General features: G+C 70.7%; 18 protein-coding genes. 11 read left to right on the top strand and 7 right to left on the bottom strand.

Annotated features, from left to right (window positions below; all coding sequences use genetic code 11):
* The first annotated feature begins 3 nt into the window (after nt 1–3).
* On the top strand, nt 4–642 hold the full coding sequence (locus tag KXC43_RS31815; protein WP_255645128.1) for a CGNR zinc finger domain-containing protein: 639 nt from the start codon (nt 4–6) through the stop codon (nt 640–642).
* Between the two features lie 31 nt (nt 643–673).
* Here the strand turns inward: KXC43_RS31815 and KXC43_RS51470 are convergent, their stop codons facing one another.
* Nucleotides 674–853, bottom strand: a complete 180-nt coding sequence (locus KXC43_RS51470) for a helix-turn-helix domain-containing protein (protein WP_255645127.1) — start codon at nt 851–853, stop codon at nt 674–676.
* 675 nt (nt 854–1,528) lie between these two features.
* Here KXC43_RS51470 and KXC43_RS51465 point away from each other — a divergent pair.
* The gene (locus tag KXC43_RS51465; RefSeq protein ID WP_255645126.1) at nt 1,529–1,654 is read left to right on the top strand and encodes a hypothetical protein; all 126 of its coding nucleotides are present in this window, start codon (nt 1,529–1,531) and stop codon (nt 1,652–1,654) included.
* 99 nt (nt 1,655–1,753) lie between these two features.
* Nucleotides 1,754–2,581 carry a zf-HC2 domain-containing protein gene (locus KXC43_RS31805; protein WP_438870927.1) on the top strand — a complete coding sequence of 276 codons (828 nt, stop codon included), beginning with the start codon at nt 1,754–1,756 and terminating at the stop codon, nt 2,579–2,581.
* Between the two features lie 79 nt (nt 2,582–2,660).
* On the opposite strand, the gene KXC43_RS31800 is transcribed toward KXC43_RS31805, so the two are convergent.
* The 3 genes from KXC43_RS31800 to KXC43_RS31790 all read right to left on the bottom strand — a co-directional run bounded on the left by KXC43_RS31800 (nt 2,661) and on the right by KXC43_RS31790 (nt 3,863).
* Nucleotides 2,661–2,894, bottom strand: a complete 234-nt coding sequence (locus tag KXC43_RS31800; protein ID WP_221379872.1) for a hypothetical protein — start codon at nt 2,892–2,894, stop codon at nt 2,661–2,663.
* Nucleotides 2,895–2,957: 63 nt separating this feature from the next.
* Nucleotides 2,958–3,398: a large conductance mechanosensitive channel protein MscL gene (gene mscL, locus KXC43_RS31795; RefSeq protein ID WP_221379941.1), complete on the bottom strand. Its 441-nt coding sequence runs from the start codon at nt 3,396–3,398 to the stop codon at nt 2,958–2,960.
* A 111-nt stretch (nt 3,399–3,509) separates the two neighbouring features.
* A complete protein-coding gene (locus tag KXC43_RS31790; protein WP_127500198.1) occupies nt 3,510–3,863 on the bottom strand; it encodes an STAS domain-containing protein in 354 nt (117 codons plus the stop codon).
* A gap of 143 nt (nt 3,864–4,006) precedes the next feature.
* Here KXC43_RS31790 and KXC43_RS31785 point away from each other — a divergent pair, with 143 nt between their 5' ends.
* Genes KXC43_RS31785 through KXC43_RS31760 form a run of 6 tightly spaced genes read left to right on the top strand, consistent with a single transcriptional unit; the run spans nt 4,007 to nt 9,577 of the window.
* Nucleotides 4,007–4,849 (top strand): STAS domain-containing protein, encoded by an 843-nt coding sequence (locus KXC43_RS31785; RefSeq protein ID WP_221379871.1) that lies wholly within the window; start codon nt 4,007–4,009, stop codon nt 4,847–4,849.
* A gap of 1 nt (nt 4,850) precedes the next feature.
* A complete protein-coding gene (locus KXC43_RS31780; RefSeq protein WP_221379870.1) occupies nt 4,851–5,276 on the top strand; it encodes an STAS domain-containing protein in 426 nt (141 codons plus the stop codon).
* The gene (locus KXC43_RS31775; RefSeq protein ID WP_221379869.1) at nt 5,273–5,677 is read left to right on the top strand and encodes an anti-sigma regulatory factor; all 405 of its coding nucleotides are present in this window, start codon (nt 5,273–5,275) and stop codon (nt 5,675–5,677) included. The genes KXC43_RS31780 and KXC43_RS31775 overlap by 4 nt, the downstream gene beginning before the upstream one ends.
* A complete protein-coding gene (locus KXC43_RS31770) occupies nt 5,674–6,705 on the top strand; it encodes a SpoIIE family protein phosphatase (protein ID WP_221379868.1) in 1,032 nt (343 codons plus the stop codon). Before KXC43_RS31775 ends, KXC43_RS31770 begins: the two co-directional genes overlap by 4 nt.
* Nucleotides 6,702–8,051, top strand: a complete 1,350-nt coding sequence (locus tag KXC43_RS31765; protein WP_221379867.1) for a sensor histidine kinase — start codon at nt 6,702–6,704, stop codon at nt 8,049–8,051. The genes KXC43_RS31770 and KXC43_RS31765 overlap by 4 nt, the downstream gene beginning before the upstream one ends.
* A complete protein-coding gene (locus tag KXC43_RS31760) occupies nt 8,048–9,577 on the top strand; it encodes a SpoIIE family protein phosphatase (RefSeq protein WP_221379866.1) in 1,530 nt (509 codons plus the stop codon). Before KXC43_RS31765 ends, KXC43_RS31760 begins: the two co-directional genes overlap by 4 nt.
* Nucleotides 9,578–9,584: 7 nt before the next feature.
* On the opposite strand, the gene KXC43_RS31755 is transcribed toward KXC43_RS31760, so the two are convergent.
* Nucleotides 9,585–11,669 (bottom strand): S9 family peptidase, encoded by a 2,085-nt coding sequence (locus KXC43_RS31755; RefSeq protein ID WP_221379865.1) that lies wholly within the window; start codon nt 11,667–11,669, stop codon nt 9,585–9,587.
* A 144-nt stretch (nt 11,670–11,813) separates the two neighbouring features.
* Here KXC43_RS31755 and KXC43_RS31750 point away from each other — a divergent pair, with 144 nt between their 5' ends.
* Nucleotides 11,814–12,956 carry an FAD-binding oxidoreductase gene (locus tag KXC43_RS31750; RefSeq protein WP_308129348.1) on the top strand — a complete coding sequence of 381 codons (1,143 nt, stop codon included), beginning with the start codon at nt 11,814–11,816 and terminating at the stop codon, nt 12,954–12,956.
* 111 nt (nt 12,957–13,067) lie between these two features.
* Here KXC43_RS31750 and KXC43_RS31745 read toward each other — a convergent pair whose 3' ends face one another.
* Together KXC43_RS31745 and KXC43_RS31740 are read right to left on the bottom strand one after the other, a co-directional pair.
* The gene (locus KXC43_RS31745) at nt 13,068–13,673 is read right to left on the bottom strand and encodes a dihydrofolate reductase family protein (RefSeq protein WP_221379864.1); all 606 of its coding nucleotides are present in this window, start codon (nt 13,671–13,673) and stop codon (nt 13,068–13,070) included.
* Between the two features lie 64 nt (nt 13,674–13,737).
* Nucleotides 13,738–15,822: a SpoIIE family protein phosphatase gene (locus tag KXC43_RS31740; RefSeq protein ID WP_221379863.1), complete on the bottom strand. Its 2,085-nt coding sequence runs from the start codon at nt 15,820–15,822 to the stop codon at nt 13,738–13,740.
* Nucleotides 15,823–15,884: 62 nt separating this feature from the next.
* Here KXC43_RS31740 and KXC43_RS31735 point away from each other — a divergent pair, with 62 nt between their 5' ends.
* Nucleotides 15,885–20,291, top strand: coding sequence for a HAMP domain-containing protein (locus KXC43_RS31735; RefSeq protein ID WP_221379862.1), 4,407 nt, complete (start codon nt 15,885–15,887; stop codon nt 20,289–20,291).
* Nucleotides 20,292–20,310: the final 19 nt, after the last annotated feature.

Below are 20,310 nucleotides of genomic sequence, written 5' to 3'. Positions count from 1 at the left end.
TCTATGTCATGGATGGCCAGTGCGCGGCACGGCGTGCGGGAGGCTCCCGCCGGTTTGGCGCTCCTGCAGGAGCTGCTGAACACACGCCCGCCCATGTCGTACGGCACCGACCTGCTGATGGAGGTCGATGACGCGCAGCGGTGGCTGACCGAGGCGCTCGCCACCTGGTCCCGGGTCTCCGGCCTGCCGGCGCCGACGCTGCTGCTGTCGTCCTCCGACCTGCGTTCGCTGCGCCGCCTGCGCAGCACCTTCGAAAACGTGATCCTCGCCGGTGGCACGGGTGGGCCCGAAGGGACACTCCCGCCGGCCGATGTGCCGGTGAGCCTGGTGCCCGACGCCGACGGCTGGGTGCGCATCGTGCCCGCCGGCCGGGGCACCCGGTGGCTGGCGTCGGCCCTGTGGTCCGAGGCGTTGCTGGCCCAGCAGGCTGGGCTGTGGCCGCGGCTGAAGCTGTGCAACAACATCGAGTGCCGGGCCGCGTTCTTCGACACCTCCCGCAACAACAGCGGCGTCTGGCACGACGTCAGCACCTGCGGCAACACGGCCAATCTACGGGCCTTCCGCGAGCGCCGCCGGCTGATGGGCGGCAGCGGCGCCCTGCCGCCACGCCCCACGGTCCAGGGCCCGCCCAGCCTGATCTGACGCCCTTCTTTCCCGCGCCGATGGTGTGTGCTCATGCTCCCGGCGCATCGGAGCCGTTCTGCCGGAGGCGGCCGGCATAGCGGCGGGGTGGCATGCCCATGACGCGTTTGAACGCGGTGTTGAACGCGTGCTCGGACTCGTAACCCAGGGAGCCGGCGATTCGGGCGATGGTGTCGTCGCCGTGCTGGAGCCGGTCCGCGGCGAGCATCATCCGCCAGCGGGTCAGGTAGGCGATCGGGGTTTCGCCGGCGGGCGGGCGCGGCCAGATAGAGGCGCAGGGCCTGGACCAGCGTCATGTGCGCGAGCTGCTGCGCCATCAGGGCCGAGCCGGGACGCGGCTCGTGGAACTCCTCCATCATCAGCTCGATCGACCAGATAGGCGTCGTCGCCGCCGTTGTAGGAGATGACCTCACCGCTGCGGTCCGGGTCGAGGACCGCGGAGGCGGGCGCCGGCTCGACGTCCGGCGCGCTGCCGATCACGGCGGTGCGGCCGGTGGGCAGCACCTAGCAGGCGCTGTCCGGGAGCGGCACCGGCGCGCCAGCACCTGCCTGTCGCTCGTGCCCGGCATCGGCGTCGGACGGGGCGCCGACGGCCGGCTCTGGCACTTCATGTCGCTGAACGGCCGGTACGGCTCGATGGCCGAACGCGCGGTCATCGACACGCGGCGCAGCGTCGTCCTACCCGCTCACGCCGACCCGGTGACCATGGCGGCCCCGCTGAACTGCGTGATCGCCTCCTGGCTGGCGCTCACCCAGCGGATCACCCTGCGGCCCGGACAGAACATCCTGGTCCTCGGCGCTACCGGCGGCACCGGCAGCATGGCGGTGGCGGTGGCCCGCCGGCTGGCCGCCGGCCAGGTGGCCGCCGTCGGCCGCGATCCCGGCCGTGGCTGCCGCGATTGCCGGCGGCGCCTACTCGATGGAGCCCGACCCCGTCCCGATGCACGACGTCGAGCGCGCGTGGTCGCTCCCGGCCGACAGCAGCCGACGCATCGTCCTCGACCGGCTCTGACCCGGACACGTATCGCCTGCGAAGTTGGGGCGCCGTGCCGGGGAACTTTGAGCCCCGGCCGCGCGACTATGGGGTATGGCTTGTGAGCGGTGGCGCGAGATGCTTTCGGCGCAGCTGGACGGCGAGGACGACCCAGCCGACCGGCCTGCGGTCGACGCGCACCTGGCCGGATGCGCCGGGTGCCGGGAATGGCTCGATCGGGCCGCTGCGGTCAACCGGCTGACCAGCACCAGCATGGCCACGCCGCCCGACCTGAGCGCGGCGATCCTGGCCGCCCGGCCGGGGCGGCGGGGTGATCTGGCCGCCGTCGAGCCGATCGCGGCCACTGCGGCTGGGCGCCGGCGTGGGTTGTCGCCGGCGCGGCTACCGCTCCTGGGGCGTTTCCCGATCGCCGGTGTGCTGATCGTGGCGCTCGCGGTGGTGGGTGCGGTGCAGCTCATCCTCGGGCTCAACCAGATCGGCGGCGGGGTGGCCGGGGCGCACGTGCACACGGGCCTCGACGCGACGCCGGGGCACCTGTGGCACGAGTCGGCGGCCTGGAACGTGGCTGTCGGGGCGGGTTACCTGTTCATTGCGTTGCGGCGTACGCGGCCGTCGGGGCTGGTGCCGATGCTCACGGCCTTCGTCGGGATGTTGCTGCTGCTCTCGGTCAACGACCTGACGGCGGCCCGGGTGGATCTGGCCCGGCTGATCAGCCACGGCTTCGTGATCCTGGGCTACCTGCTGATCGTCGCCCTCTCGCGGATCCCGGGCGGGTTCGTCACCACGCCGCCCGGCTCGCGGGTCGCCGGCGGGGGCGCCTGGAGCGCCCGCTTCGGTGACGACGGAGACGATGACGAGCAGCTGGCCGAGCCGTTCCGGCCCGGTCTGCGCCTGGTGCCCCCGGGGCCGATGACCGCCCAGCACGACGAACGCCAAGCCGCCTGAACGCTGAGCCCCCGTAAGCGCCGAGCCGTCGGAGCGAACGGCCGGGAGCGGGAGCCGGGCGGGCGGGGCGGACGCGGGGTCAGCGGGTGGGCGGGCGGACGGAGAGTTCGCGCCAGTCGCCAGGAGCAGCCAGGAGCGCGCGGACCGTGTCGAGCGCAGCATCCTCGGAGTCGTACTCGAAGAAGTGTGAGACGCCGTCGGCCCCGCCCGCGCGCTGCTCGACATACCACTGGTCGCCGCTCACCCGCAGGTAGACATCTTTGCGGGCGGCGCGGCCCCACTTACCGTTCCACCAGTGTTTACGCTGCTCCATCCCGGCAGCGTATCGAACATCTGTTCGAGACGCGCCGGGCGGGGATGATCTTTTCGGGGAAAGTCAGCGAGGCGGTTCCTGCTGGTGACGGCCCGGAGTGTCGCCGTAACCACGCGTCTGCGACGACGACGACACCAGCGCGTCGCGAATCTGGGTGAGCAGGACGATGTCCTCGGCGGGGGCGTTCGGCGGCGGCTCCTCGCCGCGGCGACGACGCTCGGCCAGGATGTTGAGCGGCAGGACGACGAAGAAGTAGAGCACGGCCGCGGTGATCAGGAACGTGATCAGCGAGTTGAGGAACGTGGCGTAGTCGAATTCGACGCCACGGACCTTGAACTTGCCGGCGTCGAGGCCGCTGCCGCCGCCCATGAGCTGGATCAGCGGCTTGATGAAGCCGTTGGTGAAGCCGGTGACGACCCCGGTGAACGCGGCGCCGATCACGACGCCGACCGCGAGGTCGACGACGTTGCCCCGCATGATGAAGTCTTTGAAGCCTTGGAACATCTTATTCACGAAGCTCTCCCGCGCGCGCCGAGGTATCAGTCCGCCCGCAGGTTCCCGCGACCGGTCGGCGACAAACTATCGCCGACCGGGACGACCCGGGAAGAGGCTCGATCAGTCGAGGGCTGGTTCCTGAGCGGTTACCGCCTCGTCGACCGTCGGGTAGGTGCGCAGCACTTCGACCAGGCCGCTGACCTCGAGGATGCGCAGGACCCCGCGCTGGGGGGCGGCCAGGCGGACCGTGCCGCCGGCGTCATCGGTGCTGTTCTTGGCCCGGACGAAGACCGACAGCCCGGTGGAATCGCAGAAAGACACCTCGGCGAGGTCGAAGACCAGACGGGTGCGCCCCTTCTCAAGAAGGTCGCTGATCTGGTCCTGAAGCTGGGGCGCGGTGGCCATGTCCAGCTCGCCCGCGACCGACACGACGACCATGTCGGCGCGCTGTTCCGTTTGTACCGTCAGAGACATTCAGGACCTCCAGTTATCTGCTGAACGGTACTCCAAGAGGTGCGCCGCGCGCAGAACGGGGTTTATTTGGCTCGCAGCAAGCATCCGACCCGGCGATGGTAAAGTCCCGCCCGTTGCAGGGCAGACTGGAGTCGGGAGGCAGCGTGACGCTGAGTGCGGATGAGGCGGCCCGCTTTGCCGTTGTGCTGGAAGACCATCAGGAAGCTCTGGTCACGTTCTGGACCGACCGGGTGGCCGCCACGCTGCGCGGCCGGCTGAGCCATGCCGAGCTTCAGCGGCAGAACGCCGAGCTGCGGCGCGGCTTCCAGCAGGCACTGGCCGGTTCGGCCCAGGATCTGAGCGGTGAGGCAGCGACCGAGTTGCGCGCGCAGCTCGCCGAGCTCTCCGCGACGCGGGCCCGGCAGGGCTTCAGCACCACCGAGACGGCCGTCAGCATCTTCTCGTTGAAGGACGCGGTTCTGGCCGCCCTCGATACGCAGGGACAGGTGGATGCCGCCACTCTGCGTGACTACATCGCCTTCTCCTCATTCGTGGACGAGGCGGCGCTGTTCACCTTCGACAGCTACGTGCGGGTCCGCGAGGAGCTGATCGCCGACCAGGCCGAGCAGCTGCTCGAGCTCTCCACGCCGGTGGTGAAGCTGTGGGAGGGCGTGGTCGCCGTCCCGCTGGTCGGCACGCTCGACTCGGCCCGGGCCCAGGTGGTCATGGAGCGACTGCTCCAGACTCTGGTCGACACCGGATCGCCGTACGCGATCATCGACATCACCGGTGTGCCGGCCGTCGACACCCAGGTCGCGCAGCACATCCTCAAGACGGTGGTGGCGGCCCGGCTGATGGGCGCCGACTGCATCATCTCCGGCATCCGCCCGCAGATCGCGCAGACGATCGTGGCGCTCGGCATCGAGTTCGGCGACATCGCCACCAAGTCGTCGCTGGCCGACGCCCTGCGGTACGTGCTTACGCAGACCGGCAAGAAGGCACGCTGACATGGAGCGCGTTCCGGTTCTCAAGATCGGCGACATCCTCCTCGTCTCGATTCAGATCGACATGGAGGACCAGGTCGCCCTTCAACTCCAGGAGGACCTGGCCGAGCGGATCGTCGCCACCGGCTGCCACGGCGTGATCATCGACATCAGCGCGCTGGACATCGTCGACTCGTTCGTCGGCCGCACCCTGGCCACGATCGCCGCGATCTCCAGGGTGCTCGACGCCGAGACCGTGGTGGTCGGCATGCGTCCCGCGGTCGCGATCACGCTGGTCGAGCTGGGTCTGTCCCTGCCCGGCATCCGGACGGCGCTCAACGTCGAGCTCGGCATGGATCTGCTGGCCCGCGAGCGCGAGGACAACGGCGACGACGACGAGGAGACGAACGGCCTGGAGGGCGCCGAGACACCCGCGGTACCGGCACCGTGAACGAGCCGGGCCGGCGGATCGAGGTCGCCTCCGACCAGGATGTGGTCCGGGTCCGCCAGCAGGTGCGCACGCTTGCCGTCGCGGTCAAGCTGTCGCTCGTCGACCAGACCAAGATCGTCACTGCGGCCAGCGAGCTGGCCCGCAACACCCTGGTCTACGGCGGGGGCGGCTGGGTCGAGGTGGCGCCGGCCGACAACGGCCGTCGCAAGGGCATCCGTATCGTTTTCAGTGATCACGGACCGGGTATCGCCGACCTCGATCTGGCCTTCACCGACGGCTACACCACCGGCGGAGGGCTCGGTCTCGGGCTGAGCGGGGCACGGCGACTCGTCGACGAATTCGACATCGTCACGGCGGTCGGCGAAGGTACGACGATTACCGTTACCAAGTGGTGCCGATGAGCGGAGGCGCGGTGGCGTCGCTACCCGAGGGGCTTCTCGACGGGGGAGTCTGGTTCCGGGTCGAAGCCGCCCCGACCGCCTCCGCCGTGCGCCGTACGGCCGAGCGGCTCGCTGTCGAGCTGGGTCTGCCCGAGCCCCGGATCGCCCACCTCTCCATCGTGGCCGCCGAGCTGGCCGGCAACCTGGTCAAGCACGCCACCGAGGGCGTTCTGCTCGTGCGTGCGGTGCGCACGGCCGAGCAGGCCGGTGTCGAGCTCGTCGCGATCGACCGGGGCCCGGGCATGGCCGACCTGGTCGCCTCGGTCGGTGACGGGCACTCCACCGCGGGCACGCTCGGCATCGGGCTCGGCGCGATCGTGCGCCAAGCCTCCTGGTACGACCTGCACTCCGTACCGGGAAAGGGCACCATCCTGGCCGCGCAGGTCTGGCCGGCCGACCCGCCCAGTCCGGTCTGGGTGGCCGGTCTGACCCGGCCCCTCACCGGGGAGCCGGTCAGCGGCGACGCCTTCGCCGTCCGCGACGCCGAGGGCCGCCGCCAGGTGATGATGTGTGACGGGCTCGGGCACGGCGGCCTCGCCGCGGCGGCCTCGCACGAAGCGGTCCGCGCGTTCCAGGAGGCCCCCGCCGCCCCGCCCGCGGCGGTACTCGACCGTCTGCACCGCCGGATGAACCACACCCGGGGCGCCGCCGTGGCCGTCGCCGAGCTCGACGCCGACGCCGGCCTGGTCCGGTACGCCGGCCTGGGCAACATCGCCGGCACGGTGATCTCGTCCGACGGCTCGCGCCGGGGCATGGTCTCGCTGCCGGGCATCGCCGGTCACCAGCGCCGCCAGATCCGGGAGTACGACTACCCGCTCACCCCCGACGCGGTCGTGCTCATGCACTCCGACGGCGTGGTCGACCGGTGGAACCCGGCCGACTACCCGGGGCTGCTCATCCGTTCTCCGCTGGTGATCGCGGCGACGGTGCTGCGCGACGCGGGTGTGCGCCGGGACGACGCCGGTGTGCTCGTGGCCCGGTTGCCATGATCGGCGCCCCGGAGCCGCTGATGCGCCTGCGGCTGCGCGTTGAGCAGGACCTCTTCGTGGTCCGTCAGCTCGGCCGTGAGGTGGCCCGCGAGGTCGGCCTGGAGCAGCAGGACCAGACCCGGCTGGCGACCGCGCTGAGCGAGGTGGGGCGCGTGGTCATGGCGGGCGGATCGGGTGCCGAGGTGACGTTCGCTGTGCGCCAGGACGGGGTAAGCACCGCCATCCAGGTGGCGGTCGAATGTCCGTCCCCCGGGGACGGGCCCAGGTGGCGGGACGAGCTCGCCCATGTAGGCCGCCTGGTGGACAAGTTGGAGGTCGAGAACGGTGAAACCGGTACGGTCGTGTGGATGGCCCGACGTCTACCGGCCAGTGTGCCGCGACTGACCCCGGACCGCATGGACGAGATCCGTGCCGGGCTGAGCCGGCACGTCCCCAGCAGCCCCGTCGACGAGTTGCACGTGCAGAATCAGCAGCTCATCGCCGCTCTCGACGAGGTGCGCTCGCAGCGTGACGAACTGGCCCGCCTCAACGCCGAGCTGGAAGAGACCAACCGCGGCGTCATGGCGCTGTACCATCAGCTCTCCGAAGAGCTGGAGGAGACCAACCGCGGCGTGGTGGCCCTCTACGCCGAGCTCGACGACAAGTCCGAGCAGCTCGCCTCGGCCAACGAGGCCAAGAGCCGGTTCCTGGCCAACGTCAGCCACGAGCTGCGCGCCCCGGTGACCGCGGTCATCGGGCTCAGCCGGCTGCTGGCCGACGGCGCCTCCGATCCGCTCACCGAGGAGCAGGAACGCCAGGTCGGGCTGATCCGCAGCTCCGCCGGCGACCTGCTGACCCTGGTCAACGACCTGCTCGACCTGGCCAAGGCCGAGGCCGGCCGGATCGAGCCGAACTGGGAGCAGGTCGACCTGCGGGCGATGTTCGGCCAGCTGCGGGGCACGCTGCGGCCGCTGGCCACCCGGCCCGAGGTCGACTTCCGCATCGACGAGCCGGCGGTGGCGTCGATACGTTCCGACGAGGTGCTGCTCGCGCGGGTGCTGCGCAACCTGCTGACCAACGCGCTCAAGTTCACCGCCGAGGGCGAGGTGTGCCTCACCGTGCGTGCGGTGGGTGCCGACCTCGAGTTCAAAGTCATCGACACCGGCACGGGCATCCCGGCCGAGCTGCTCGATCGCATCTTCGAAGAGTTCTATCAGGTGCCGGGCAGCAAGGCGCTCAGCGGAAAGGGCACCGGCCTGGGCCTGCCCTACGCGCGACGGCTGGCCGCCATTCTCGGTGGCGCCCTGCGGGCCGAATCCACAGTCGGCGAGGGGAGCACCTTCACGCTACGGCTGCCGGCCTCATGAAACCGGGCACCGTCCTCGTCGTCGACGACAGCGCCACCAAGCGCTATCTGCTGGTCAGCTGGCTGACCCGGGCCGGCTTCACGGTCCGCCAGGCCGAGACCGGCGGCGAGGCGTTGCGCCTGCTGCCGGGTTCGGACGTCGACCTGGTGGTCCTCGACGTCAAGCTGCCCGACATGAGCGGGTTCGACGTCTGCGAGACGATCAAGACCGATCCCGGGTACGGGGCCATGCCCGTCATCCACGTGTCGGCCCACGCGGTCGACGTCGTCGACCGCACCCAGGGCCTCAACCGGGGCGCCGACGCCTATCTGGTCGAGCCGATCGAGCCCGACGAGTTGATCGCCACCGCCCATGCCGTGCTGCGCTACTACTCGGCCCGGCGGCGCGCCGAGTCGCTCGCCGAGCGCATGGTGCGGCTGGCCGAGGCGACGTTGGCGATCAACACGTCGACCACGCTGACCGGCCTGCTCCAGGCGGCCGCGGCCGGTGCGCACGAGATCTTCGGCGGACCGGCCGTGGTGCTCGCCGAGGGGGTGGACGGCGAGGGCCTGGCCGTGACGGGCTCACCCCCGGTCGTACGCCCGTGGTCCCTGCCCGACGAGTACGTCGGCGTCGGGTCGCTGGTGCGCACCGACGATGCCGCCGCCTGGGACGTGGTCACCTGGCCCGAGGGCGAATCGGTGACCGTGGCCGCGGCCCGCCTGCGCACCGACCGGCCGCCCGTCTACGTAGCCGTGCCCACCAGCAGCCAGAACCCCGGCTTCCCGGTGCTGCGTCAGCTGTCGCAGACGGTCGCGGCCGCGGTCGAGGCGCAGCGCTCGTACGACGAGGAACACCGCATCGCCGTCACCCTGCAGCGCAGCCTGTTGCAGTCGCGGCTGCCCGAAGTGCCCGGGCTCGAGCTGACCATGCGGTACGAGCCGGCGGGCGCGCAGACCGAGGTGGGCGGCGACTTCTACGAGCTCACCATGCTCGACGGCCGGCTGCTGGTGGCCATCGGCGACGTCGCCGGCCACTCGCTGCACGCCGCGACGGTGATGGCCGAGGTGCGGCACGCCGTCCGGGCGTACGCGGTCGAGGGCCACCCGCCGGGCACGGTGCTCACCCTGGTCAACCGGTTCATGCGGACGGTGTTGCCGGCCGACTCGGCCACCATCTGCCTGCTCACGCTCGAACCGGCGACCGGCCGGATCCGGCTGGCCAGCGCCGGCCATCTGCCGCCGTTGCTGCACACCGACGAGGGCGTGCGCTTCCTCGAGCCGCACGGCCCGCTGCTCGGCATCAACGCGCCCCGGCCCGAAGACCTCGAGTTCGTGCTGCCGCCGGGCGGGACGCTCGTGCTCTACACCGACGGCCTGGTCGAGCGCCGCGACGCCGACATCGACGTCGGCCTGGCCGCGCTGGCCGAGGCCTCGGCGACGGTCGAGTCCAACCTGGACGCCTTCTCGCGGCGGCTGATGACCGAGCTCGGCGGCGCCGGGCAACAGGCCGACGACATCGCGATCGTCGCCCTGCGCCGCCGGTGACGGCCGGTTATCGCCCCGCGAGGCCGAGAACGTCCAGGGTCCAGGCGAGGACGAAGGCCTCTTCCTTCCAGGCGTCGTAGCGGCCGCTCGGGCCCGCGTGGCCGGCGCCCATCTCGGTCTTGAGCAGGTAGGCGCCGTCGGGGGCGACGGCACGCAGGCGGGCGATCCACTTGGCCGGCTCGTGGTAGAGCACGCGGGTGTCGTTGAGGCTGGTCATCGCGAGGATCCGGGGGTACTGGAGCTTCGCGACGTTCTCGTACGGGCTGTACGACTTCATGTACGCGTACACGTCGGCCGACTCGATCGGGTTGCCCCACTCCTCCCACTCGGTGACCGTGAGCGGCAACGACGGGTCGAGGATCGTGTTGAGCGGGTCGACGAACGGCACCTCGGCCACGATGCCCGCGAACGCCTCGGGCGCCAGGTTGGCGATCGCGCCCATCAGCAGGCCGCCGGCCGAGCCGCCGCGGGCGACCAGCCGCTCGGGCGACGTCCAGCCTTCGCGGACGAGGGCCTGGGCACACGCCACGAAGTCGGTGAACGTGTTCCGCTTGGCCAGCAGCTTGCCCTCCTCGTACCACCGGCGGCCCATCTCGCCGCCGCCGCGCACGTGCGCGATGGCATAGACGACGCCGCGGTCGAGCAGCGAGAGACGGGCGATCGAGAAGTACGGGTCGATGCTGTGCTCGTACGAGCCGTAGCCGTAGAGCAGGGCCGGCGCGGAACCGTTGCGCGGCGCGTCCTTGCGCGCGACGATCGAGATCGGCACCCGGGTGCCGTCGGGCGCCGTCGCCCACTCGCGGAACTGCTCGTAGTCGCCGGGCTCGTAGCCGCCCAGCACCGGCTTGCGCTTGCGCAGCACCATCGAGCGGGTCACCAGGTCGACGTCGTAGACCGAGTCGGGCGTGACCATCGAGGCGTAGCTGATCCGGACGGACGCGGTGTCGTACTCGGGATTGCCGGCGAGCCCGACGCTGTAGAGCGGCTCGGGGAATTCCATGTCGTAGAAGTCGGTGCTGCCGTCGCCCATCACGCGCAGACCGGTCAGCCCGTCGCGCCGCTGGGAGATGACGATGTGCCGGACGAACGCGTCGACCGACTCGAGGCGGGTGCCGGGCTCGTGCGGGATCAGCTCGACCCAGTCGCCGGGGTTGTCGGCCGACGTGTAGGCCAGGGCGAAGTCTTCGGCGTCCTTGTTGTGCAGCACGAGGAAGCGGTGGCCGTGGTGCTCGATCGAGTACTCGACGCCGTGCTCGCGGGGGGCGATCAGCGTGGGCTCGGCCTCGGGGGTGTCGGCCGGAATGACCCGTACCTCGGACGTGATTTTGCTCTGCGCGTCGATGACCAGGAACTTCTCGCTGCGGGTGAGCCCGACGCCGACCCAGAAGCGCTCGTCCGGCTCCTCGAAGACGATCACGTCGTCGGTCGCGGGACGGCCGACCGTGTGGCGCCACACGCGGTGGGGGCGCCACGCCTCGTCGACTGTGGTGTAGAACAGCGCGCCGGCGTCGGCCGACCAGGCGCTGCCGTACGACGTGCCGGGCACCTCGTCGGCCAGCACCTCGCCGGTACGCAGATCCTTGATGCGCAGCGTGAACCGCTCGTCGCCGGAGAAGTCGGTCGAGTAGGCGAGCCAGTTGCCGTCGACACTGACGTCGAAGGTGCCCAGCGCGAAGAAGTCGCTGCCCTCGGCGAGCGCGTTGCCGTCGAGCAGGACCTGCTCGCCGGGCTGGTCGGCGGCCGACGGCGGGTCGGTCTGGCCGGGCTCGACCGGCACCCGGCAGTGGATGCCGTACTGCTTGCCCTCTTCGGTGCGCGTGTAGTACCAGTAGCCGCCCTTGCGGCTGGGCACCGACAGGTCGGTTTCCTGGGTGCGGCGCTTGATCTCGTTGAAGATCGTGTCCCGTAGCCCGCTGAGGTGTGCCGTCGCCCGGTCGGTGAAGGCGTTCTCAGCCTCCAGGTAGGCGACGGTCTGCGGATTTTCCTTGTCGATCAGCCAGGCGTACTCGTCGGTGACGGTGTCGCCGTGGTGAGTGCGCTCGTGGGTCGCCTGCTGAGCGGTGGGCGGGCTGTCGGCAGTCGGGTTCGTCACGCGCCCTACGTTACCGGGCGGTCCGGTTTCCCCGACTTTTTTACTTCTTGCGGCCGAGACCGCGCCCGTTCGAACATGTGTACGATATGCCAGAGTGGACGATCTTCGAGGACTTTGGGGTTCGAGGGCGTGGGGAAACGGGACGTGAGTGAGCCATCAGGAGATCAGATTCTGAGCGCGCTTGTGGACATCTGCGGTCCCGATTACGCCCGCGTCGCCCGGTCGATCGACACGGTCGGTGGCCGCCGGGCCGGCTTCGTCGCGGTGCCCGCCACCGTCCAGGCCGTGGCCGATGTGCTGCGCCTGGTCGCCGACCGCGGGCTCAGTGTGCTTCCCCGCGGCAGCGGTTCCAAGATCAATTGGGGCACACCCCACGAGGGCGTCGACGTGCTGATCGACACCGGCCGGCTGAGCGGACTGTGGAGCCATCGGGTCGAGGGCGCCACCGTCGAGGTGGCCACCGGCACCCCGGTCCGCGCTCTGCAGGCGGCCCTGGCGTTGCAGGGCCAGCGGCTGCCGGTCGACCCGCCATCGCGCACGGCCACGGTCGGCGGCATGCTCGCGGTCAACGAGTCCGGCCCGCTGCGCTACCGCTTCGGCACCCCGGCCGAATACGTGACCAGCGTGGCCTACGTGGACACGGCAGGCGAGGCCGCCGACTCCGACGGTGAGGACGGCCGCCCCGGGCTGGCCGAGATCAGCGGCGTGATCACCGCGGCGTCGCTGCGCCTCGAGCCGCTGCCCGCGGCCCGGCGCTGGGCGGGCATCGCGGTGTCCACGCCGCTGCAGCTGGGCAAACTGGTCGGCGCCGCCGAAGAGCTCGAGCCCAGCGCGATCGAGGTCGACCTGCCGGTCGGCGGCCAGGGCGGCACGCTGGCCGTGCTGTTCGAGGGTGTTGAGGCCGCGGCGGTCGAGCAGGCCGATCGGCTGGCCGCCGCGTGGGGCGCCGGTGCCGTGGTCACGGCGATCGCGCCGCCGTGGTGGGGCGCCTACCCCTTCCGGCGCGACGACGTGGCGCTGCGGCTCTCGGTGTCGGCGGCCGACCTGCCCGCGACGCTCTACGCGCTGGGCGACGCGGCCGGGTTCGCGGTGCCGGTGCGCGGGTCGGCCGCGCTGGGCCGGGTGCACGCCGTGCTGCCCGCGCGGGCCACGCCGGCCCAGATCACGGGCATCGTCGAGAGCGTCCGGCACGTCCTGCTGGCCCGAGGCGGCCGGGCCGTCATCGTTTCAGCGCCGCCCGAACTGGCCCGCGAAGTAGACATGGCCGGCCGCCTCGACTTCTTCTGAGGTTGTGGATAACCCCGCTCGGCTCCTTGACATTCGCGTAGCGTCCGCCCCCAACGCCCTTGGGTGGGCGGGGGAGGCGGTGGCTCACAGGCAAGATCAGGTTCGGCCGGGTCAGTGCAGGACGGCGTAGCGGTGCTCGGCCGCGTGCCGCTCGGGCAGGGGCTCGCTGCCGACGGCGTAGGTGAGGTAGGCGAAGCGGCCGATCTGCGCGGTGCCGGTGAGGGCCAGGTGCTGCGCGGTCAGGTGGCGGGGCAGCAGCGGGGCGCCGCCGCCGAGCACGACCGGCGCGATGCCGAGGATGATCTCGTCGAGCAGGCCCTGGTCGACGAACTGGCCGACCAGGTCGCCCCCGCCGACCAGCCAGACGTTCTTGCCCTTGGCCGCCACCAGCATCGCCTCGTGCACGCGCTTCACGTCGCCGCTGACCATGAAGATGTTGGCGTCCGGCACGAGCGGCAGCTCACGGTTGGCGAAGACCCAGCACGGGGCGTCGCCGTACAGGTCGTGCCAGTTCTGCGGCTCGGCCAGCACGTTGTCGTTCGCCAGCACCCACTCGTACGTGGTCGCGCCCATGGCGAACGCGCCGACGCCCGCGAAGAAGCCGCCGAAAGGATTCTCGTTGCCCCCGTCGACGTCGAAGAGCCACTCCAGCGAGTTGTTCTCGTCGGCGATATAGCCGTCGATGCTCGTCGCCGTGTAGTACTGCGTTTTCGCCATGACAAACACCATGCCACGAAATAGTCGGGCGAAAGGGGCGAATCGGCGGCTGAAGGGGGAGCTCTCAGGCGTCGTTGCGGAGGACGAGGATCGCGATGTCGTCGCGCGGCTCCTCGACCGAGAAGTTGATCGTGGTGGAGCGCAGCCGGGCCGCCATCACCTCGGCCGGATAGCCGGCCAACGGGCCCGCGGCGTCGCGCAGCCGGGCTGTGCCGAACAGCTCGCGCCCCCGCCGCCGCTCGGTCACACCGTCGGTGTAGAAGATCAGCGAGTCGCCCGGCTGGAGCTGCACCTCGACATCGGGCGAGGTGATCGACTCGAGCAGGCCGAGCGCCGTTCCGCCCTCGCCGACGAACGACGTCTTGCCGTCCGCGTGCACCAGAACCGCACGGTCGTGCCCGGCCAGATGCAGGGCGACCGAGAGCACGTTGTCGGGCGAGCGGGTCACCGAGGCCATCGCCAGCGTGCAGTAGCGTCCGCCGCCCCGCTGAACCAGCGTCCGGTTGACCCGGCAGAGGATCTCGGTCATCGGCTTGCCGTCGTCGACCAGGATGCGGATCACGTCACGCACCAGGCCGGTCACCGTGGCCGCCTGCACACCCTTGCCGGACACGTCGCCCACCACGACCAGCCAGGTGTCGTCGCCGGAGGGCACCACGTCGTAGAAGTCGCCGCCGACCTCGGAGCCGGTCGGCACGTACTCGGCGGCGAAGCCGATGCCCTCGACCCGGGGCAGCGCCGGGGGCAGGAGCGAGGCCTGGAGCGTACGCGCGACCTTGTGCCTCTCGTCGTGGATGCGGGCGTTGTCGATGGCCAGGGCGGCGCGACGGGCCACATCTTCCAGCACGGCCACCTCGTCGGCGTCGTGCCGCAGGCGATGGTGACGGCCCACCGCCAGCGTGCCCAGACGGGTGCCCCGGGCGACCAGCGGCACCGCGAAGCCCTCGGTCGGCGCGCCCAGCATCACCTGGGTGCCGAGGCGGGACGCCTCCTCGAGCCGGGTCAGGATCGAGTCGGGCCCGGTCTCGGCCAGGATCTCGTGCAGCTGGGCGAGGGCGCCCTCATCGGCGTGGGTGGCCGCGGCCAGCTGCAGCCGGCCCCAGGCGTCGGTGGTGTGCACCGCGCACCACTGGCCCAGCCGCGGCACCACCAGCTGCGGGATCAGCGCCATCGTGAGGTTGACGTCGAGCGACTGGGCGAGCAGCTCGCTGGCCTCGGCCAGGAACGTCAGCCAGGTCTGCCGGCGCAGGTCGGCCCGGCGCAGGCGGTCGTTCTCGAGGTGCAGCGAGAAGCGCTCGGCGACCAGTGTGGCCAGCGGCTGGGCATAGCCGACGGGGGACGCGTCGAGTTCGAGGTCACCCGAATAGGGCCGTTGCACGGCCAGCGGCACCCGGATCGTGTCGGCGTCGTCGCGCGGGGCCCGGCCGTAGCGGGCCAGCAGCTGGCGGCCGCCGCCGTCGCCGCGGTCGAGCCGGATCAGCCCGCCGGCGGCGCCGGTCAGCCGGGCCAGCTGGGCGAGCAGGTCGGCCGCGAACTCGGCCACCCCCTCCTCGGACTGGCGCTCGGGGTGCACGTGCAGCAGGGCGGTCAGCGCGCCCAGGCTGGGAGTGCCGCTCTCGGCCGACGTCGCGGGCACGACCGACGAGACCTCGCTGGTCGGCTCACGCTCGAGGCGGAACCAGACACCCTTGCCCGTACCCTCGTGCACCGTGCCCCAGCGGCTCGCGAAATGGTCGACCAGCAGCAGGCCGCGGCCGCGCTCGGCGACCTCGCCGATGTCGACGGTCTCGTTGCGCGGGCCGACCGCCAGCTGCTCGACCGGGCCGGGCGCGAAGTCGGTGACCGTCACGGTCAGCCCCGTGGTGTCGGAGCGCACCTCGATGTCGAGCTCGGTGTTGGCGTGCACCACCGCGTTGGTGGACAGCTCAGTGGTCAGCAGCAGCGCCTCGTTGAGGAGCGTTTCGAGCCCCGACTCCTCGAGCACGGAGCGTACGAGAGCACGCGCCGCCGCTGGTGTGCGCCGGTCGTTGGGCAGCCGGACACGCCGGAGCAGCCCACCCGCCGGGGTGTCCGAGATCGCATCGGTCTCCACTGACACGCATGCATCCTCTCCTGCCGGTGGGCCTGTGCACAAAGTCGTCTCTCGCATTGACCCGGTCGGGCGAGAGAGGATAGGGGGCCCACCAAGGATGGACAGCGAGTGAGGACAGCATGACCGCGGCCAAAGAAGCCAGCGTCGGCATGCCCGACGACACCGCAGTGCTCGGTGAACTCGCCGAGGCCCTGCGGCGCGTTCGCCGTGGCGATCTCAAGGTTCGGCTGCCCCGCCGCAGCGGTTCTCCGGGCGAGGTCGCCGACGCGTTCAACGAGGTGGTCTCGCTTCAGGAGCGGCAGAATCTCGACCTGAGACGGATCAGCCGCATCGTCGGCCGCGACGGCCGCCTCACCGAGCGCCTGGACGACGAGGGTCTCGACGGGGCCTGGGCCGACAGCGTCCGCTCGGTGAACGCCCTGATCGACGATCTGGGCCGCCCGACGACGGAGATCTCCCGCGTCATCGTGGCCGTCGCCGAGGGCGACCTGTCGCAGCACATGGCGCTCGAGATGGACGGGCGACCCCTGCGGGGTGAATTCCTGCGCATCGGCCGCACGGTCAACACGATGGTCGACCAGCTCTCGTCGTTCGCCGACGAGGTGACCCGGGTGGCCCGCGAGGTGGGCACCGAGGGCGAGCTGGGCGGCCAGGCCGACGTACGCGGAGTGGCCGGCACCTGGAAGGACCTGACCGACTCGGTCAACACGATGGCGTCCAACCTGACCCACCAGGTGAGATCGATCTCACAGGTGGCCACGGCCATGGCCCGGGGCGATCTGTCGCAGAAGATCACGGTTTCCGCGCGTGGTGAGGTGGCCGAGCTCGCCGACACCATGAACGGGGTGACCGACACCCTGCGGCTCTTCGCCGAGCAGGTGACCCGGGTCGCCCGCGAGGTGGGCACCGAGGGCAAGCTGGGCGGCCAGGCCGAGGTGCCCAACGTGGCCGGCACCTGGAAGGACCTCACCGACTCGGTGAACTCGATGGCGTCCAACCTGACGAGCCAGGTGCGCAACATCGCCCAGGTCTCGACGGCGGTGGCCAAGGGCGACCTGTCGCAGAAGATCACGGTGGCCGCTCAGGGCGAGATCCTCGAGCTCAAGGACACGGTCAACACGATGGTCGACCAGCTCTCGTCGTTCGCCGACGAGGTGACCCGGGTGGCCCGCGAGGTGGGCACCGAGGGCCGGCTGGGCGGTCAGGCCCAGGTGCGCGGGGTCTCGGGCACGTGGCGCGACCTCACCGAGAACGTGAACCAGCTCGCCGCCAACCTCACCGACCAGGTGCGCAACATCTCCCAGGTCTCGACGGCGGTGGCCAAGGGCGACCTGTCGCAGAAGATCACGGTCGACGCCCGCGGCGAGATCCTCGAGCTCAAGAGCACGATGAACACGATGGTCGACCAGCTCTCGTCGTTCGCCGACGAGGTGACCCGGGTGGCCCGCGAGGTGGGTTCCGAGGGCAAGCTGGGCGGCCAGGCGCAGGTGCAGGGCGTCTCGGGCACGTGGCGCGACCTCACCGACAACGTGAACTACATGGCGTCCAACCTGACCAGCCAGGTCCGCAACATCGCCAGCGTCACCACGGCGGTGGCCAAGGGCGACCTGTCGCAGAAGATCACGGTCGACGCCCGCGGCGAGATCCTCGAGCTCAAGTCGACGGTCAACACCATGGTCGACCAGCTCTCGTCGTTCGCCGACGAGGTGACCCGCGTGGCCCGCGAGGTGGGCACCGAGGGCAAGCTGGGCGGCCAGGCCCAGGTGCGCGGCGTGGCCGGCACCTGGCGTGACCTCACCGACAACGTGAACTCGATGGCCTCGAACCTCACCGGCCAGGTGCGCAACATCGCTCAGGTCTCGACGGCGGTGGCCAAGGGCGACCTGTCGCAGAAGATCACGGTCGACGCCCAGGGCGAGATCCTCGAGCTCAAGAACACCGTCAACACCATGGTCGACCAGCTCTCCTCGTTCGCCGACGAGGTGACCCGGGTGGCCCGCGAGGTGGGTTCCGAGGGCAAGCTGGGCGGTCAGGCGCAGGTGCGCGGCGTGGCCGGCACCTGGCGTGACCTCACCGACAACGTGAACTACATGGCGTCCAACCTGACGGCCCAGGTGCGCAACATCGCCTCGGTGACCACGGCGGTGGCCAAGGGCGACCTGTCGCAGAAGATCACGGTCGACGCCCGCGGCGAGATCCTCGAGCTCAAGGACACCGTCAACACGATGGTCGACCAGCTCTCCAGCTTCGCCACCGAGGTCACCCGGGTCGGCCGCGAGGTCGGCGTCGAGGGCAAGCTGGGCGGTCAGGCGCAGGTCAAGGGCGTCTCGGGTACGTGGCAGGACCTCACCGACAACGTCAACCAGCTCGCCTCGACGCTGACCATCCAGCTGCGCGCGATCGCCGAGGTGTCCACCGCCGTGACCCGCGGCGACCTGACCCAGAGCATCGCGGTCGAGGCCCAGGGCGAGGTCGCCGAGCTCAAGGACAACATCAACCAGATGATCGTCACGCTCCGCGAGACGACCAAGGCCAACGCCGAGCAGGGCTGGCTCGACTCCAACCTGGCCCGCATCGGCGGCCTGCTCCAGGGCCAGCGTGATCTCGGCGAGGTGTGCCGCATGATCATGACCGAGGTGACGCCGCTGGTCGACGCCCAGCTCGGCGCGTTCTTCCTGGTCGACAACGAGCAGGCGGTCATGCGGCTGCGGCTCGCGGCGTCGTACGGCTACGTCGCCCGCAACCACGAGGTGACCTTCGGCCCGGGCGAGGGGCTGGTCGGCCAGGCCGCCGTCTCACGTCGGACGATCCGGGTCCGGGCCACCCACGACGGCATCCTGACCATGCGTTCCGGGCTGATGTCGATGCCACCGAACGACCTGGTGGTGCTGCCGGTGCTGTTCGAGGGCGAGATGCTGGGAGTGATCGAGTTCGCCTCGGTGGCCACCTTCTCGGGCCTGCATCTGACGTTCCTCGAGCGGCTGGTCTCCACCATCGGCGTCGCCCTCAACACCATTCAGGCCAACCGGCGTACGGAGGAACTGCTCTCCCAATCGCAGCGGCTGGCCCGCGAGATGCAGGACCAGTCGGCCGAGCTCCAGCGCACCAACGCCGAACTGGAGGACAAGGCCCAGCTGCTCAGCGAGCAGAAGGCCAACATCGAGACCAAGAACCGCGAGATCGAGCAGGCCCGCCGCGGCCTGGAGGAGAAGGCGCAGCAGCTCAGCCGGGCCAGCGCCTACAAGTCCGAGTTCCTGGCCAACATGAGCCACGAGCTGCGCACCCCGCTCAACTCGCTGCTCCTGCTGGCCCGCCTGCTGGCCGACAACCCCGACACCAACCTGACCGACAAGCAGATCGAGTTCGCCCGCACCATCTTCAGCGCCGGCACCGACCTGCTCTCGCTGATCGACGACATCCTCGACCTCGCGAAGATCGAAGCGGGCCGCATGGACGTCGAGCCCGACCAGGTCGACTTCGACGGCGTACGCAGCTACGTCGAGCAGGCCTTCGCCCCGCAGGCCAACGAGAAGGGCCTGGAGTTCCGGGTCTGGCTGCAGCCGGGGCTGCCCGAGTCGATCCTCACCGACGCCCAGCGGCTCCACCAGATCCTGCGCAACATGCTGTCCAACGCGGTCAAGTTCACCGACACCGGCTCGGTCACGCTGAGCATCTTCGGCGCTCCGCCCGAGACCGACTTCGAGATCCCGGCCCTGGCCGCGGCCCGGCAGGTGATCGCGTTCGCGGTGACCGACACCGGCATCGGCATCAACGACGAGAAGCTGGCGATCATCTTCGAGCCGTTCCAGCAGGCCGACGGCACGACCACCCGCAAGTACGGCGGCACCGGCCTCGGCCTGTCGATCAGCCGCGACCTGGCCGCCCTGCTCGGCGGCACGATCGTGGTCTCGTCCCGGCCCGGCGAGGGCTCGACTTTCACGCTCTACATGCCGGACGCGCTCAGCGCCGAGGCGATCCCGCCGATGAGCCTGCCGACGCTGCCGTCGACGACGGTGGTCGTGCAGCCGGCGCCGGCGCCGATCGACATCCCGCTCATGGAGATGCCGGTGCTGCACCAGCGGGCCGAGCTGGAGGGCCACGTGGTGAGCCCGGCCAGCCGCCAGCTCGACGGCGCGACCGTGTTGATCATCGACGACGACGTGCGCAACGTCTTCGCGCTGACCAGCGCGCTCGAGATGCACGGGCTCAATGTCCTGTACTCCGACAACGGGGTGGACGGTGTCCGCCTGCTGGGCGAGCACCCCGAGGTCGACATCGTGCTGATGGACGCGATGATGCCCGACCAGGACGGCTACGAGACCACCCGCGGCATCCGGCGCAACCAGCGCTTCCAGGATCTGCCGGTAGTGTTTCTGACGGCGAAGGCCATGCCCGGCGACCGGGAGTCGGCCCTCGCGGCCGGCGCCAGCGACTACATCACCAAGCCCGTCGACCTCGACGAGCTGATCGAGCTGATGGCCCGCTGGGTGAACGCCGACAAGACGACGGAGCCGGACCGGGGCTGAACGGAGCCCACGGAGAGGA

Source organism: Paractinoplanes polyasparticus, from assembly GCF_019710575.1.
Classification (GTDB): domain Bacteria; phylum Actinomycetota; class Actinomycetes; order Mycobacteriales; family Micromonosporaceae; genus Actinoplanes; species Actinoplanes polyasparticus.
Note: the sequence above shows the minus strand (reverse complement) of the source record. Positions and strands in the feature narration are given on the sequence as shown.

Excerpts from the sequence above, each read along its gene's own strand:
- KXC43_RS31735 (WP_221379862.1), top strand. The coding sequence starts at position 15,885 with ATGACCGCGGCCAAAGAAGCCAGCGTCGGCATGCCCGACGACACCGCA.
- KXC43_RS51470 (WP_255645127.1), bottom strand. The coding sequence starts at position 853 with ATGATGCTCGCCGCGGACCGGCTCCAGCACGGCGACGACACCATCGCC.
- KXC43_RS31740 (WP_221379863.1), bottom strand. The coding sequence starts at position 15,822 with ATGCGAGAGACGACTTTGTGCACAGGCCCACCGGCAGGAGAGGATGCA.
- mscL (WP_221379941.1), bottom strand. The coding sequence starts at position 3,398 with ATGTTCCAAGGCTTCAAAGACTTCATCATGCGGGGCAACGTCGTCGAC.
- KXC43_RS31805 (WP_438870927.1), top strand. The coding sequence starts at position 1,754 with ATGCTTTCGGCGCAGCTGGACGGCGAGGACGACCCAGCCGACCGGCCT.
- KXC43_RS31770 (WP_221379868.1), top strand. The coding sequence starts at position 5,674 with ATGAGCGGAGGCGCGGTGGCGTCGCTACCCGAGGGGCTTCTCGACGGG.
- KXC43_RS31765 (WP_221379867.1), top strand. The coding sequence starts at position 6,702 with ATGATCGGCGCCCCGGAGCCGCTGATGCGCCTGCGGCTGCGCGTTGAG.
- KXC43_RS31760 (WP_221379866.1), top strand. The coding sequence starts at position 8,048 with ATGAAACCGGGCACCGTCCTCGTCGTCGACGACAGCGCCACCAAGCGC.
- KXC43_RS31790 (WP_127500198.1), bottom strand. The coding sequence starts at position 3,863 with ATGTCTCTGACGGTACAAACGGAACAGCGCGCCGACATGGTCGTCGTG.
- KXC43_RS31815 (WP_255645128.1), top strand. The coding sequence starts at position 4 with ATGTCATGGATGGCCAGTGCGCGGCACGGCGTGCGGGAGGCTCCCGCC.
- KXC43_RS31745 (WP_221379864.1), bottom strand. The coding sequence starts at position 13,673 with ATGGCGAAAACGCAGTACTACACGGCGACGAGCATCGACGGCTATATC.
- KXC43_RS31780 (WP_221379870.1), top strand. The coding sequence starts at position 4,851 with ATGGAGCGCGTTCCGGTTCTCAAGATCGGCGACATCCTCCTCGTCTCG.
- KXC43_RS31800 (WP_221379872.1), bottom strand. The coding sequence starts at position 2,894 with ATGGAGCAGCGTAAACACTGGTGGAACGGTAAGTGGGGCCGCGCCGCC.